Source organism: Streptomyces sp. NPDC007875, assembly GCF_042868035.1.
Taxonomy (GTDB): domain Bacteria; phylum Actinomycetota; class Actinomycetes; order Streptomycetales; family Streptomycetaceae; genus Streptomyces; species Streptomyces antimycoticus.
The window spans coordinates 116296-132123 of sequence record NZ_JBIADZ010000026.1 but is presented as its reverse complement, the minus strand read 5'-3'; the positions used below and the strand labels follow the sequence as shown (position 1 = coordinate 132123).

The following is a 15828-nucleotide window of genomic DNA, read 5'->3' as shown; positions in this document are numbered from 1 at the left end:
CCGTTCTATTCGACGGTGCTCGGTGAGCTGGTGGACACGGTCGGTCTGGATGCCGAGTACTGGTACCGGAACCTGCGGCAGACCGTCGAGCTGGAAGCCACCACCCGCACGTTGCTGGATGACGGTCACACCGTGTTCATCGAGGCGAGCCCGCACCCGGTGCTCACCCTGCCGGTGCAGCAGACGGTGGAGGCCGCCGAGGCGCAGGCGGTGGTCGTGGGCACGCTGCGGCGCGACGAGGGTGGTCCGGAGCGGTTCCTGACCTCCGCCGCCGAGGTGTTCGTGCGTGGCGTCACGGTGGACTGGACCGCCATGCTCGAGGGCCGTGGCGCCCGCCGCGTCGAGCTGCCGACCTACGCCTTCCGGCGCCAGCGGTACTGGCTGGAGGTGTCGGCCGCGGAGCTGCAGGCCACCGCCGACGGTCTCGCCGCGGACGCGGTGGACGCGCGCTTCTGGGAGGCGGTGGAGCGCGAGGACCTGGAGGCGCTGGTCCGCACGCTGGAGGTGGAGGACGAGGAGCAGCAGTCGTCCCTGACCGCGTTGCTTCCGGCGCTGTCGTCCTGGCGTCGTCAGCGGCGTGAGCAGAACACGGTGGACGGCTGGCGCTACAAGGTGGTCTGGAAGCCGCTGGCGGCCGCCACCGAGGCGGCCCTCTCGGGCACGTGGGTGGTCGTCCTTCCCGCGTCGCACGCCGATGACGCTCTTGTGACCGCCACGGTGAACGGCCTGGAGACGAGCGGCGCCGACATCGTCCGGGTGGTGCTGGAGGAAAAGGGCAACGACCGCTGGTCAGTCGCGGAGCGGCTGCGCGGGGCGCTCGACGAGGCCGGGGTGGAACCCTCGGGCGTGGCGGGTGTGTTCTCGCTGCTCGGGCTGGACGAGTCGGGGCATGCGACGTTCGGTGTGGTGCCGGCCGGGCTGGCGGCGATGGTGGCGCTGGTCCAGGGGCTGGGTGACGCCGGTGTGGTGGCTCCGCTGTGGTGTGGCACCCGGGGTGCGGTGTCGGTGGGGCGCTCCGACCGGCTGGTGAGTCCGCTGCAGGCCATGGTGTGGGGCCTGGGGCGGATCGTGGGGGTCGAGTACCCCCAGCGCTGGGGTGGCGCGGTCGATCTGCCCGAGACCATGGACGCCCGCGCGGTGGCCCGGTTGGCCGGAGTGCTCGCGGGCGCGGAGGGCGAGGACCAGGTCGCGGTGCGCGGGTCCGGCGTCTTCGCCAAGCGCATGGTGCGGGCCTCGGCGGCTGACGACGCGGAGAACCGGGGCTCCTGGCAGGGCCGCGGTTCGGCGCTGGTGACCGGTGGTACGGGTGCGCTGGGCGGTCATGTCGCCCGCTGGCTGGCGCGTACGGGTGCCGAGCATCTGGTGCTGACGAGCCGCAGTGGTATGGAGGCCGAGGGCGCCGCCGAGTTGAAGGCGGAGCTGGAAGGGCTCGGTGCCCGGGTGACGGTGGCGGCGTGTGACGCCGCGGACCGTGAGGCGCTGGCCGCGGTGCTGGACGCGATCCCGCAGGAGTTCCCGCTGACCGCCGTGGTGCATACGGCGGGTGTGCTGGACGACGGCGTGGTGGACGCCCTCACCGTGCGCCGGGCGGCCGGGGTGCTGCGCCCGAAGGTGGACGCCACCCGGAACCTGCATGAGCTGACCGCCGGGATGGACCTGTCCGCCTTCGTGCTGTTCTCCTCCGGTGCGGGCACGTTGGGTGGCCCGGGTCAGGGCAGCTACGCGGCCGGTAACGCCTACCTCGACGCGCTGGCGTTGCAGCGGCGTGCGGACGGCCTTCCGGCCACCTCCATCGCCTGGGGTGCCTGGGCCGGAGGCGGCCTCGGATCCGGCGAGGTCGGCGAGCGGATGGACCGTTCCGGCATGGTCGGAATGGTGCCCGAGCTCGCGATCTCCGGCATGCAGCAGGCCCTTGAACTGGACGAGACCTTCATGGTCATCGCCGAGATCGACTGGGATCGCTTCCAGCCGGAGTTCGTCGGTTCACGTCCGAGCGCGCTCTTCCGTGAGCTGCCCGAGCTGAACCGTCCCGCTGCCGCCACTGGCGCGGACACCGGCGACGGCGACGACGCCGTTTCCGAGCTGCGCCGGGAGATGGCGAAGCTGTCCCCCGCCGAGCAGCCCAAGCTCCTCCTGGAACTGGTGCGCAACCAGGCCGCCGACGTCCTCGGTTACGACAGCGCGGACGCGGTCGAGGCCGAGCGTGCCTTCCGTGACCTCGGCTTCGACTCGCTGACCGCCGTCGAGCTGCGCAACCGCCTCGGCGTGGTCACCGGCCTCCGACTGCCGGTCACCTGTGTCTTCGACTATCCGACCGCCACGGTTCTGGCCCGGTACCTGTACACGGAGATGTTCGGCGACCAGCCGGTCACCGAGGGCGGCCCCGCTGCCGCGGCCAAGGGATCGGACGGGCTCGACAAGCCCGTCGCCACCGATGAGCCGATCGCCATCATCGGCATGAGCTGCCGGTTCCCCGGCGGGGTGCGCAGCCCCGAGGAGCTGTGGGAGCTGCTGATGGCCGAGGGGGACGTGATCTCCCGGTTCCCCGAGGACCGCGGCTGGGACATCGACGGCCTCTACGACCCGGACCCCGAGAAGTCCGGCACCAGCTACGTCCAGGCCGGCGGCTTCCTCGACGAGGTGGGCCACTTCGACCCCTCGTTCTTCGGGATCTCGCCGCGTGAGGCGATGGCGATCGACCCGCAGCAGCGGCTGCTGCTGGAGACGTCCTGGGAGGCGTTCGAGCGCGCCGGTATCGACCCCGTGGCGCTGCGCGGCAGCCAGACCGGAGTCTTCGTCGGCTCCAACTACCACGACTACGGTTCGCGCATCCTGAGCGACACCGAAGGAGTGGAGGGCTATCTCGGACTCGGCAGCGCCCCCAGCGTCTCGTCCGGCCGCATCTCCTACACCTTCGGCTTCGAGGGCCCGGCCGTGACGGTGGACACCGCGTGTTCCTCGTCTCTGGTCGCCCTGCACCTGGCCTGCCAGTCGCTGCGCCAGGGCGAGGCCTCCGTGGCGCTGGCCGGTGGTGTGACCATCATGGCCACCCCGGGTACGTTCATCGAGTTCAGCGCCCAGCGGGTGCTGTCGTTCGACGGGCGGTGCAAGGCGTTCTCGGCGGATGCCGACGGCACCGGCTGGTCCGAGGGCGTGGGCATGCTCCTGGTGGAGCGGCTGTCGGACGCGCAGCGCAACGGCCACAAGGTGCTGGCCGTCATCCGGGGCTCGTCCATCAACCAGGACGGCGCTTCCAACGGTCTGACGGCGCCCAACGGCCCGTCCCAGCAGCGGCTCATCGAGCAGACGCTGGCCAGTGCCCGGCTGGTCTCCGCCGATGTGGACGTGGTCGAGGCCCATGGCACCGGCACTCCCCTCGGCGACCCGATCGAGGCGCAGGCACTGCTGGCAACCTACGGACAGGGACGTCCCGAAGGTGAGCCGTTGCTGCTGGGTGCCATCAAGTCGAACATCGGTCATACGCAGGCCGCCGCCGGTGTCGCCGGGGTCATCAAGATGGTGATGGCCATGCGCGAAGGCACCCTTCCCAAGACGTTGCACGTGGACGAGGTGTCGCCGCATGTGGACTGGTCGGCGGGCGACCTCGAGCTGCTGACCGAGGCGATGCCCTGGCCGGAGCGGGGTCACCCGCGCAGGGCGGCGGTGTCCGCCTTCGGCGTGAGCGGTACCAACGCGCACACCATCATCGAGCAGGCGCCGGCCGACGACGAGCCGGAGGCGCCGCGGGCCGCAGAGGCCCCGGGCTCCACCGCGGCCCCGGTGCCGTGGATCCTGTCCGGCAGGACCGACGCCGCCCTCCGGGGCCAGGCCGAACGGCTGCGTGCCCAACTCGCCACGGCCACAGAAGAGTTCATGCCCGCTGTGGACGTCGGTTATTCCTTGGCGACGACCCGATCGCTCTTCGACCACCGGGCCGCCGTGGTCGGCGAGGACCGCGCGGACATGCTGCGTGGCCTGGAGGCTCTCGCGAAGGGCGAGACCGCGCCCGGCGTCGTACGCGGGGTGGCGGGGGCGGCCGGCAAGACGGCGTTCTTGTTCTCGGGTCAGGGTGCGCAGCGCCTGGGCATGGGCCGGGAGCTGTACGACGCCTTCCCGGTGTTCGCCGACGCGTGGGACGAGGTGTGCGCGCATCTGGACGGTCTGCTGGATCGTCCGCTGCGGGAGGTGGTGTTCGCGGCGGAGGGGAGCGCGGATGCCGAGCTGCTGGATCAGACGGCGTTCACTCAGCCGGCGTTGTTCGCGGTCGAGGTGGCGTTGTTCCGGCTGCTGTCGGCGTGGGGTGTGGCGCCGGATGTGGTGATCGGTCATTCCATCGGTGAGATCGCGGCCGCGCATGTGGCGGGGGTGTTCTCGCTGGAGGACGCGTGCACGCTGGTGGCCGCTCGCGGTCGTCTGATGCAGGCGCTTCCCGAGGGTGGCGCGATGGTGGCCGTCGAGGCGTCGGAGGAGGAGGTCGCTCCGTCGCTGGCCGGTCGTGAGGCCGAGGTGAGCATCGCCGCCATCAACGGTCCGACCGCCGTGGTCATCGCCGGTGATGAGGAAGCGGTGCTGGAGATCGCGGGGCAGTGGGCGGAGCAGGGCCGCAAGACCCGTCGGCTCCGGGTCAGCCACGCCTTCCACTCGCCGCGTATGGACGCGATGCTCGGCGACTTCCGCAAGGTCGTCGAGGGGCTGTCGTTCGCCCCGCCGGCCATCGCGCTGGTCTCCAATGTGACGGGCAAGTCGGCGGGTGCCGATGAGGTGTGCTCGCCGGAGTACTGGGTCCGGCATGTGCGGGAGGCCGTGCGGTTCGCGGACGGAGCACGGGCGCTCGAGGCACAGGGCGTGTCCAGGTTCGTCGAGGTCGGTCCCGATGGCGTACTCACCGCGATGGCGCGGGACTGCGTGGCGGACCAGCCCGAGGGGACCACCGGGCCGGTCCTGGTGCCGGCGCTGCGCAAGGACCGTCCCGAGGCCCAGGCGCTGACGACGGCGCTGGCCGAACTCCACGTCCACGGCGTCGCAGTGGACTGGGAACAGCTCTTCGCCGGACGTGGCGCGCGGAAGGTCGAGCTGCCCACCTACGCCTTCCAGCGACAGCGCTACTGGCTGGAGGCCCTGTCGACGTTCGCCAGCGATGTCACCGCGGTGGGGCTCATCCCGCCGGCGCATCCGCTGCTGGGCGCCGCCGTCGAACTGCCCGACGCGGACGGCTTCCTGTTCACCGGCCGCCTCTCGCCGCAGACGCATCCGTGGCTCGTCGACCACATGGTCCAGGACACGATCCTGCTGCCCGGCACCGCCTTCCTCGAACTGGCCCTGCACGCCGCCGACCGGGTGGGATGCGACCGGGTCGAGGAGCTGACCCTCACGGCGCCGCTGCCGCTGCCCGAGCGGGGCGCGGTTCACCTCCAACTGGCGGTGAGCGGACCGGACGAGAACGGCGCGCGCACGCTGAATGTGTACTCCCGGCTGGAAGACCCCGGCATGGAGCAGCCGTGGGTCCAGCACGCCTCCGGCCTGCTCGCCCAGAGCGGCGCGCCGGACGAGACCGGGCGGGCAGACCTCGCCGTCTGGCCCCCGGAGGGCGCGGAGCGGATCGACATCGAGGACGTCTACGACCGGATGGCCGCGGGTGGCTTCGCCTACGGCCCGGTCTTCCAGGGACTGCGGTCGGTGTGGATCCGTGGCGACGAGGTCTTCGCCGAGGTGCGACTGCCCGAGGAGAACGCCTCGGACGCCGGGAAGTTCGGATTGCACCCCGCCCTGCTGGACGCGGCGGTTCAGGCCGTCATGTTCGTCCCCCAGGAGGAGGCGGGCCTCGCCAGGCTTCCGTTCTCCTGGACCGGTGTCTCGCTGCGGGCCACGGGCGCGGCGGAGCTGAGGGTGCGCCTCAGCTCGCTCGGGCCCGACTCGATCGGCATCGCCGTTGCCGACACCAACGGCCGTGCCGTGGCCACCGCAGAGTCCCTGGTGCTGCGGCTGGTGGCGGAGGGGCAGATCCAGTCGGCCGGTTCCCCGGCGGCCGGGCATGACTCGCTCTTCCGGCTGGACTGGACTCCCGTCCCCGTCGGCGCTCCGGCCCCCGCCTCCGAAGGCACCTGGGCCGTGCTGGGTACCGACGACCTGGGGGTGCTCTCCGGCTTCGCGGCCGAGGGTGCCGACGTGGCGGCGTACGCGGACCTGGCCGCGCTGCGCGAGGCGATCGACTCCGGGGCCACGGCGCCGGACGTCGTCATGGTGGCGGGCGCCGCGGAGGCGGTCGGCATCGACGACGGCGCGGACCTGGCAGGACGGGTGCGCGGCACCACGTACCGCGCGCTGGAGCTGGTGCGGACGTGGGTCACCGATGACCGGTTCGACGACTCCTACCTGGTGTTCGTGACCCGCGGGGCGATGGGCGCGCGCTCCTCCGACGAGGTGCGCACCCCGGCCGAGGCAGCCGTATGGGGCCTGCTGCGCTCCGCGCAGACCGAGCACCCCGGGAAGTTCCTCCTGGTGGACCTGGACCCGCAGGAGCACGGCGAGGTGTCCTCGGAGCTTCGGACGGCGCTGACCGCCGAGGAGCCGCAGGTGGCCGTGCGCGACGGTCGGGTGCTCGCGGCGCGCCTCGCCCGGGTGGCCCCGGCCGAGGACCGGCCCGAGCCCAAGACCACGCCGTTCGACGGCCCTGGCACGGTGCTGATCACGGGTGGTACGGGTGGTCTGGGCGCGCTGTTGGCCCGTCATCTGGTGGTGGAGCACGGTGTGCGGTCTCTGGTGCTGACGAGTCGTCGTGGCGTGGAGGCGCCGGGTGCGGCGGAGTTGGTGGCGGAGCTGGCCGGGCTCGGTGCGCAGGCGCGGGCTGTGGCCTGTGATGTGGCCGATCGGGCGTCGGTGGAGAGTCTGCTGGCGGGGATCGGGTCGGAGCATCCGCTGTCCGCGGTGGTGCATGCGGCGGGTGTGCTGGATGACGGTGTGGTGGAGTCGCTGACGCCGGAGCGGGTGGACAAGGTGCTGCGTCCGAAGGTGGACGCGGCGCTGCATCTGCACGAGCTGACCCGCGACCTCGACCTCTCCGCCTTCGTGGTGTTCTCCTCGGCCTCCTCCAACTTCGGTGGTGGCGGCCAGGCCAACTACGCCGCGGCGAACGCCTTCCTGGACGCCCTGGCGCACCAGCGCCGCGCGCTCGGCCTCCCGGCGGTCTCCCTGGCCTGGGGCATGTGGGAGCAGCGCAGCGAGATGACCGGGGATCTCGGCGAGGCGGACCTCCAGCGCATCGCGCGGGCCGGGCTGAACGCGCTCAGCTCGGAAGAGGGCCTCGCGCTGTTCGACGACGCGCTCGGGACCGACGAGACCGTGCTCGTGCCGACCCATGTGGACCTCGCCGCCCTGCGCGTCCAGGCCCGCACCGGTGAGGTGCCCGCCCTGCTGCGCGGCCTGGTGCGTGTCCCCCGGCGCCGCGTCACGGCGCAGGAGACCGCGCAGACCGGCACCGGATCGCTGCGGGACCGCCTGGCCGGTCTCTCCGCGGCCGACCAGTACCGGGCCCTGCTGGACCTGGTGCGGGTGCAGGTGGCGACTGTCCTCGGCCATGGCTCGCCGGAGACGGTCGAGCCCGACATGGCCTTCAAGGACATGGGCTTCGACTCGCTGACCACGGTGGAGCTGCGCAACCGGCTCAACGCGGAGACCGGGCTGCGGCTGTCGGCCGTGCTGGTCTTCGACCACCCGACCCCCACGGCGCTGGTGGAGCACCTGCAGGAGGAGCTCCTGCCGGACGGCGGCACGGGGGAGCCCATGGTCTTCGCCGAGCTGGACAAGCTGGGGCCGCTGCTCTCCAGCGTGATGGACGACGGTGAGACCCGCACGAAGGTGGCCGAGCGGCTGAAGGAGCTCCTGGAGAAGCTGGGCGAGGCTTCCGATGACGCCGACGCCACCGCGGAGGTGGCCGAACGGATCGGATCGTCCTCCAACGACGAGCTGTTCGACTTCATCGACAACGAGCTCGGGCTGTCCTGAACCGTTGTCCAGCGTCTGACCCTGACTGTAGAGAAAGTGACGGCAAACCAGTGAGCGAGACCAAGCTCCGCGACTACCTCAACAAGGTGACGACCGATCTGCACCGCACCCGTCTGCGCCTTCGGGAGGTGGAGGAGAAGAACCGGGAGCCCATCGCGATCGTCGCGATGAGCTGCCGCTTCCCCGGCGGGGTCAGCTCTCCTGAGGACCTGTGGCGCATGGTCGCCGACGGTGCCGACGGGCTCTCGCCGTTTCCGAAGGACCGCGGCTGGCACGAGGAGGTGTACAACCCGGACCCCGACAGTCAGGGCACGAGCTATGTGAACGAGGGCGGGTTCCTGCACGACGCCGCGATGTTCGACCCGGTGTTCTTCGGGATCTCCCCGCGCGAGGCGCTGGCGATGGACCCCCAGCAGCGGCTGCTGCTGGAGGCGTCCTGGGAGGTCCTGGAGCGGGCGGGCATCGACCCGCAGACCGTCAAGGGCACCACCGGCGGCGTGTTCATGGGCGCCGCGTTCCAGGGATACGGCGCGGCCGGCCCGATTGAGGCCGAAGAGGTCGAAGGCCATCTGATGACGGGGCAGACACCCGCCGTCACCTCGGGCCGGATCTCCTACGTCCTCGGTCTCGAAGGCCCCGCGGTGACGGTGGACACGGCGTGCTCGTCGTCCCTGGTGACGCTGCATCTGGCCGCGCAGGCGCTGCGCCAGGGCGAGTGCGACTTCGCCCTGGCCGGCGGCATCACCGTGATGGCCGGCCCCGGAACGTTCACCGAGTTCAGCCGTCAGCGGGGACTCGCCTCCGACGGCCGCTGCAAGCCCTTCGCGGCGGCCGCGGACGGCACCAACTGGTCCGAGGGCGTCGGCGTGCTGCTCGTGGAGCGGCTGTCCGACGCCCGCCGCCACGGCCACCCCGTGCTGGCCGTGGTGCGCGGCTCCGCGGTGAACCAGGACGGGGCCAGCAACGGTCTGACGGCCCCCAACGGCCCCTCGCAGCGCAGGGTGATCCGTCAGGCGCTCGACAACGCGGGACTCAACCCGGACGATGTCGACATCGTGGAGGCGCACGGCACGGGCACCTCACTCGGCGACCCGATCGAGGCGCAGGCGCTGATCGCGTCCTACGGCCAGGACCGGCCGGAGGACCGGCCGCTGTGGCTGGGATCCATCAAGTCCAACATCGGCCACGCGCAGGCGGCGGCGGGTGTCGCGGGGATCATCAAGATGGTGATGGCCATGCGGCACGGCATCCTGCCCAAGACGCTGCACGTGGACGAGCCGACCCCGCATGTGGACTGGTCTGCGGGGGCCGTGGAACTGCTGACCGAGGCCCGGCCCTGGCCGGAGACGGGCCGGCCCCGCCGGGCGGCGATCTCCTCCTTCGCGATCAGCGGGACCAACGCGCACACCATCATCGAGCAGGCCACCGAAGCCGAGGAGCCGGAATCGGAGGGTTCCGGAGCCGAGGCACCCCACCCGGTCGACTCCGCCGTCGTGCCATGGCTGCTCTCGGGCAAGGGCGAGACCGCGCTGCGGGCGCAGGCCGAGCGGCTGTACGCCCGTCTGACAGCTCAGGGTTCCGCCGAGGGGGACGATCTCGCGGCGGCGTCGGTGGCGGACATCGGCTACTCCCTGGCGGCGTCCCGGTCGGCGTTCGAGCACCGCGCGGCGGTGATCGGCGAGGACCGCGAGAGCCTGCTGCGCGGTCTGCGGGCCGTGGCCCAGGGCGAGGTGACCCCGGGCGTGGTCAGGGGACAGGCGGCGAAGGGACGAAGGACCGCCTTCGTGTTCCCGGGTCAGGGTGCGCAGTGGGCGGGAATGGCGGTGGGGCTGCTGGAGTCCTCGCCGGTGTTCGCGGCGGCGATCGGTGAGTGCGAGGCGGCGCTGTCGGCTCATGTGGACTGGTCGCTGACGGATGTGCTGCGCGGTGCCGGGGGCGCCCCCGGCTATGACCGGGTGGATGTGGTTCAGCCGGCGTTGTTCGCGGTGATGGTGTCGCTGGCGAAGTTGTGGCGTTCGGTGGGTGTGGAGCCGGATGCGGTGATGGGTCATAGCCAGGGTGAGATCGCTGCGGCGTGTGTGGCGGGTGCGCTGTCGCTGGAGGATGCCGCGAAGGTGGTGGCGTTGCGGTCGCAGGCGATCGCCGCCGGTCTGGCCGGTCGTGGTGGCATGGTGTCGGTCGGACTGCCGGCGGATGAGGTCAAGGAGCGCATCGCTCCTTGGGAGGGTGCGATCTCGGTGGCCGCGGTCAACGGCCCCGGTTCCGTCGTGGTCTCGGGTGACCCGGGTGCGCTGGATGAGATGGTGGCGCAGCTGGAGGGTGAGAAGGTGCGGGTCCGCCGGGTTCCGGTGGACTACGCCTCGCACTCCGCCCATGTGGAGGCGATCCACGACGAGTTGCTGAAGGTCCTGGCGGACATCACACCGCGTTCCTCGCAGGTGCCGTTCTATTCGACGGTGTCCGGCGAGGTGATGAACACGGCGGGCCTGGACGCGGAGTACTGGTTCCGGAACCTGCGGCAAACCGTCGAGCTGGAGGCCACCACCCGCACCCTGCTCGATGAGGGGCACAGCGTATTCATCGAGGTGAGCCCGCATCCGGTGCTGACCCTGCCGGTGCAGCAGACGGTGGAGGCCGCCGAGGCGCGGGCCGTTGTCCTTGGCACCCTGCGGCGTGATGAGGGCGGAACCGAGCGGTTCCTGACCTCCGCCGCCGAGGTTCACGTCAGTGGCGTCGGTGTCGACTGGCGAAAGGTGTTCGCGGGACATGGTGCCCGCCGGGTCGATCTGCCGACCTACGCCTTCCAGCGTCAGCGCTATTGGCTGGACGCGATGGCGGCCGGCGGCGACGTGGGGTCGGTGGGCCTCAGCGCGGTGGCGCACCCCATGCTGAGCGCCGCGATCTCGCTGGCGGGCGGCGGCGGAGTGCTGCTCAGCGGGCGGCTGTCGATCGCCACCCACGCCTGGCTCGCCGACCACGCGGTGCAAGGCGTGGCGCTGGTGCCCGGGACGGCCTTCGCGGAGATGGCCGCACAGGCGGGGGACCAGGTCGGGTGCGGCCGGGTCGATGAGCTGGTGCTGGTGGCGCCGTTGGCGATGCCCGAGCGCGGAGGGGTGCAGATCCAGGTCGAGGTGGGGGAGGCCGACGCCTCGGGCCGCCGTGACGTCAGCGTGTACTCACGACTGGAGCCGGCCGACGACAGCGCCGACCTCGAGCAGCCGTGGGTGCAGCACGCTCACGGTGCGCTCACCCCGCCCGCGCCGGCGGCCTCCTTCGACTTCGCGAAGTGGCCGCCCTCCGGCGCCAAGCCTGTCGACGTCTCCGGCGGCTACGAGCACGCCGAGGAGCACGGGCTGTACTACGGTCCCGCGTTCCGGGGGCTGCGGCGCGCCTGGAAGCGCGGCGACGCGGTGTTCGCCGACGTCGAACTGCCCGAGGACCAGCTCGGCGTGGCGAAGTACTTCGGTCTGCACCCGGCCCTGTTCGACGGCGCCCTCCAGGCGATCGGCGCGAACAACGCGCTGCGCGGAGGCGACGACGCACCGAGTGCGGGCAATCTGATGCCGTTCTCGTGGCGGGGCTTCTCCCTGGAGGCCGTCGGCGCCCAAGCGCTGCGGGTCCGGGTCGTCCCGGACGGGCGGCAGGCCGTGTCGCTGGCCATGGCCGACTCCTCGGGCCGCCCGGTGGCCACCGTCGATTCCCTGCTCTTCCGGCCCATGCAGGCCGCCGCGTTGCAGAGCAGCCGGACGGCCGGTGAAGCGTTGTTCCGCATGGAGTGGACAGCGGACGGGGCCAAGCCCGCCGAGGGCGTGGCACCTGGCTGGTGGGCGGTGCTGGTCGACGACTGCCTCGGCGTGGGCGACGCTCTGGAGGCGGCGGGCTTCTACCCCGCCGACGTGTACACGGACACCGCCGCGCTCAGTGACACCGTGGCGGCGGGCACGAGCATGCCCGGCATGGTGGTACTGCCCGTTGCCGCGAGCGGCTCCGATGTGGTGGACGAGGTCCACACACGGGTCGCCGAGGTGCTGGAGACCGTTCAGTCGTGGGTGGCGGACGACCGGTTCGCGGACGTCCCGCTGGTGGTGCTGACACAGGGTGCCGTTGACACCGGCGACGGTGTGGGGGATCTGTCGGGTGCGGCCGCATGGGGTTTGGTGCGGTCGGCGCAGTCCGAGCACCCGGGACGGGTGGTGCTGGTCGACACGGATGATGTCGAGCGCGCGGTGGGACTTCTCGGGGGGGTGGTGGCCACTCGTGAGGAGCAGGTGGTGGTGCGTTCGGGCGAGGTCCGCGTGCCACGTCTGGCCCGCGCCCTGCCCGCGGGTGACGCTCCCGAGCCGGAGGTATTCGGTTCCGGCGCCGTGCTGGTGACGGAGGGCACGAGTGCTCGGGGCGGATTGGTGGCCCGGCATCTGGTGGCCCGGCACGGTGTCAAGAAGCTGGTGCTGCTGTCCCGTCGTGGTGCGGAGACGGACGGCGCGGCCGAGCTGCGGGCCGAATTGGAGGCCGCGGGCGCCACGGTGGTGGTCACGACGTGCAACGCCGCGGACCGTGACGCGCTTGCCGCGGTGCTGGCGGGACTGCCCGAGGAGTTCGCGCTGAGCGCCGTGGTGCATGCGGACGAGGTGCTCGACGACGGGCTGTTCGCATCGCTGACCCGCGAGCGGGCGAGCTCGATGCTGCGGACGAAGGTGGACGCGGCCTGGAACCTGCATGAGCTGACCGCGGGCATGGACCTGTCGGCGTTCGTGCTGTTCTCCTCGACCGCGGGTCTGTTCGGCGCGACCGGACAGAGCAACTACGCCGCGGCGAACGTGTTCCTGGACGGCCTCGCGTCGTGGCGTCGCGCTCGAGGACTGCCGGGTGTCTCGCTGGCGTGGGGCCGGTGGGCCCAGGACGGCGGCGCGGCACAGTCCGAGCAGGAGATGATCGACAACTGGCGCTATCAGGTGTCGTGGAAGCCGGTCCCGGACCCGGCCCGGAGGTCGCTGTCGGGGACCTGGCCGGTGGTCGTTCCGGCGTCCCGCGCCGGGGACGAGCTGGTCTCGGAGGTCGTCGCCGGGCTCGAGCGGCACGGCGCGCATGTGGTCTCGGTCGTGGTGGACGAGCGGGACCTCGACGCGGATGTGCTCGCCGAGCGGCTGCGCGAGGTGGCCGGGCAGGCGCCCGAACTGGGCGGTGTGCTCTCGCTGCTGGCCCTGGACGAGGAGCCCTGCCCGGGGCACCCGGCCATGCCGAACGGCTACGCGTTGAGCCTGGTGCTGGTGCGGGCCATGGTCGAGGCGAGGATTCCGGCCCGGCTGTGGAGTGGTACGCGAGGGGCCGTCTCGGTGGACGGTTCGGAGCGGCTCACCAGCCCGATGCAGGCGATGGTGTCGGCGTTGGGCCGGGTGGCCGCGCTGGAGCTGCCGCCGCTGTGGGGTGGTGTGGTCGATCTGCCCGAGTCGCTGGGCGAGCGCGGTGCGGCGCGGCTGGCCGGTGTGCTGTCCGTCGAGGGCGGCGAGGACCAGGTCGCGGTGCGCGGCTCCGGTGTCTTCGTACGCCGTCTGGTGCGCTCGGCGCCGCCCGTTGCCAAGGGGACGGCGTGGCGCCCGCGCGGCACGGTGCTGGTGACCGGTGGCACGGGCGGGCTGGGCGGTGAGGTGGCCCGGTGGCTGGTGCGCAAGGGTGCTGAGCACCTGGTGCTGACCAGCCGTCGGGGCCCTGAGGCGCCGGGCGCGGCCGAACTGCGCGAGGAGTTGGAGAAGCTCGGTGCCCGGGTGACCGTGGCGGCCTGTGATGTGGCCGACCGTGAGCAGCTGGCCGCGGTGCTGGCCGCGGTACCGGAGGAGTATCCGCTGACGGCGGTCGTCCACGTGGCGGGTGCCACCGGGGGGACGCCGCTGCTGGAGACCGGGTTGGCCGATGCTGCCACCCTCGTGTCGGGCAAGGTGGCGGGTGCCGTCAACCTGGACGAGCTGCTGGGCGACCGGAAGCTCGACGCGTTCGTGGTCTTCTCGTCCATCTCCGGTCTGTGGGGCAGTGGCGGCCTGTCCGCCTACAGTTCCGCCAACGCCTATCTGGACGCCCTGGTGGAGGATCGCCGCGGGCGGGGACTCGTCGGCACCTCCGTGGTCTGGGGCCCCTGGGCCGAGATCGGCATGGCGGCCGGGGACGACCAGGGTGAGCACTTGGAGCGTCGTGGGCTGCCCCGGCTGGCGCCACAGCCGGCGATGGCCGGTCTGGAGCGCGTCGTGGCGGATGACGACGGTGTGGTGACGGTCGTGAACGTGGACTGGGAACGGTTCGTTCCCGCGTTCACCGCGGGCCGGCCCAGCCCGTTGCTGAGCGATCTCTACGAGGTCCGGCGACTGGATGCGGCGTGGAACGATGTGGCGCGCACCGGTCTGGCGCCGCTCACCTCCGACGAGGGCCTGGAGCTCTTCGACGCCGGAGTCACCTCCGGCACGGCCGTGGTGATTCCCGCCCGGCTTGACGTGGCCGCGCTGCGCGCCCAGGGCGCCGCGTTGCCCGCCGTGTTCCGTCCCGTCGTCCCGGAGGCCCCCGTCCGGCGTGCGGCTCGGGCGGCGCAGTCCGAGGTGGACCAGCCCACCCAGCTGCGGCAACGGCTGGCGGGCTTGTCGGAGGCAGAGAGGGACGAGGTTCTTCTCGAAATGGTGCGCACCGTCGCCGCCGCGGTGCTCGGGTTCGCATCACACAACGACATCGACACCGGCCATGAGTTCATGGAGATGGGCTTCAACTCCCTTACGGCGGTCGAATTCCGTAATCAGCTGGCTGCCCTCACCGGCCTGAGGCTGAACACCACGGTCGTCTTCGACTACCCGAGCCCGGGCGAGATGGTGGCCCATCTGCGCCCCCGGCTCGCGGCCGAGATCGCGTCCGCTCCCGCCGACGGCCAGGTCCAGGAGCAGACCGCTCCGGCCGCTCAGACCGCTCCGGCCGCCGCGCCCGTGACCGAGCCCGTTGCCCCGGCGCCGCAGGGGAACGCGCCCGACACCCTCGGTTCCCTCTACCGGCTGGCGGCCCAGCAGGGCAAGTCCAGCATCGGCATGGAGCTGCTGGTGAGCGCGGCGAAGCTGCGTCCGACCTTCGAGGACCCGGCCGACTTCGAGGGGAACATCAGGCCCGCGCGGCTCTCCCGGGGCCCTGGGCGTCCCCGGCTGATGTGCTTCGCCTCCCATGTCGCACTGGGCGGCGTCCACCAGTACGCGCGGTTCGCCGCACCGTTCCGCGGCAACCGGGACGTGGCGGCCCTTCACACCGTGGGGTCGGTCGAGGGCGAGAGCCTTCCGGCCAACCTGGACGCGCTGTTCCGCTTGCAGGCGCGGGTCGTCGCCGAGTACGCCGAGGGCGCCCCGATCGTCCTGTGCGGCTCCTCGGCCGGAGGAATGCTCGCCCACTCGGTGGCCGCCGCCCTCGAGAGCCAGGGCACACCGGCTGCCGGAGTCGTCCTGATGGACACCTACCTTCCGTACACCACCAGGCTCGGCGGGGGAGTCGCGGACGCCTGGCTGGACGAAATGTACGAGCGGGAAGAGGTCGTCTCCATGGAGGGCGTCCGGATGTCCGCCATGGGCTGGTACGCGCATCTGATGGAGGGGTGGAAGCCGCCGGAGATCTCGGTTCCCAGCCTCCACCTTCGTGCGTCGGAGGTGTCGGCGGACCCGGACGCGCCGGCGGAGACATGGCAGGCCGACTGGCCCGCCGACACCGTCATCGACGTGCCCGGAAATCACTTCACCATGATGGAGAACTACGCGGACACCACCGCCCGGGCCGTCGAGGACTGGGTGGCCAACCTCTGACGGCCAGGCGCCCGCC

Annotated in this window: 2 protein-coding genes; both read left to right on the top strand. The window is 71.9% G+C overall.

All coding sequences use genetic code 11. From position 1 onward, the window contains the following. On the top strand, positions 1-8001 hold an 8001-nt coding region (locus ACFYOY_RS38090), incomplete at its 5' end, for an SDR family NAD(P)-dependent oxidoreductase (RefSeq protein ID WP_388592214.1). Between the two features lie 50 nt (positions 8002-8051). Next, the gene (locus tag ACFYOY_RS38085) at positions 8052-15812 is read left to right on the top strand and encodes an SDR family NAD(P)-dependent oxidoreductase (RefSeq protein ID WP_388592212.1); all 7761 of its coding nucleotides are present in this window, start codon (positions 8052-8054) and stop codon (positions 15810-15812) included. Positions 15813-15828: the final 16 nt, after the last annotated feature.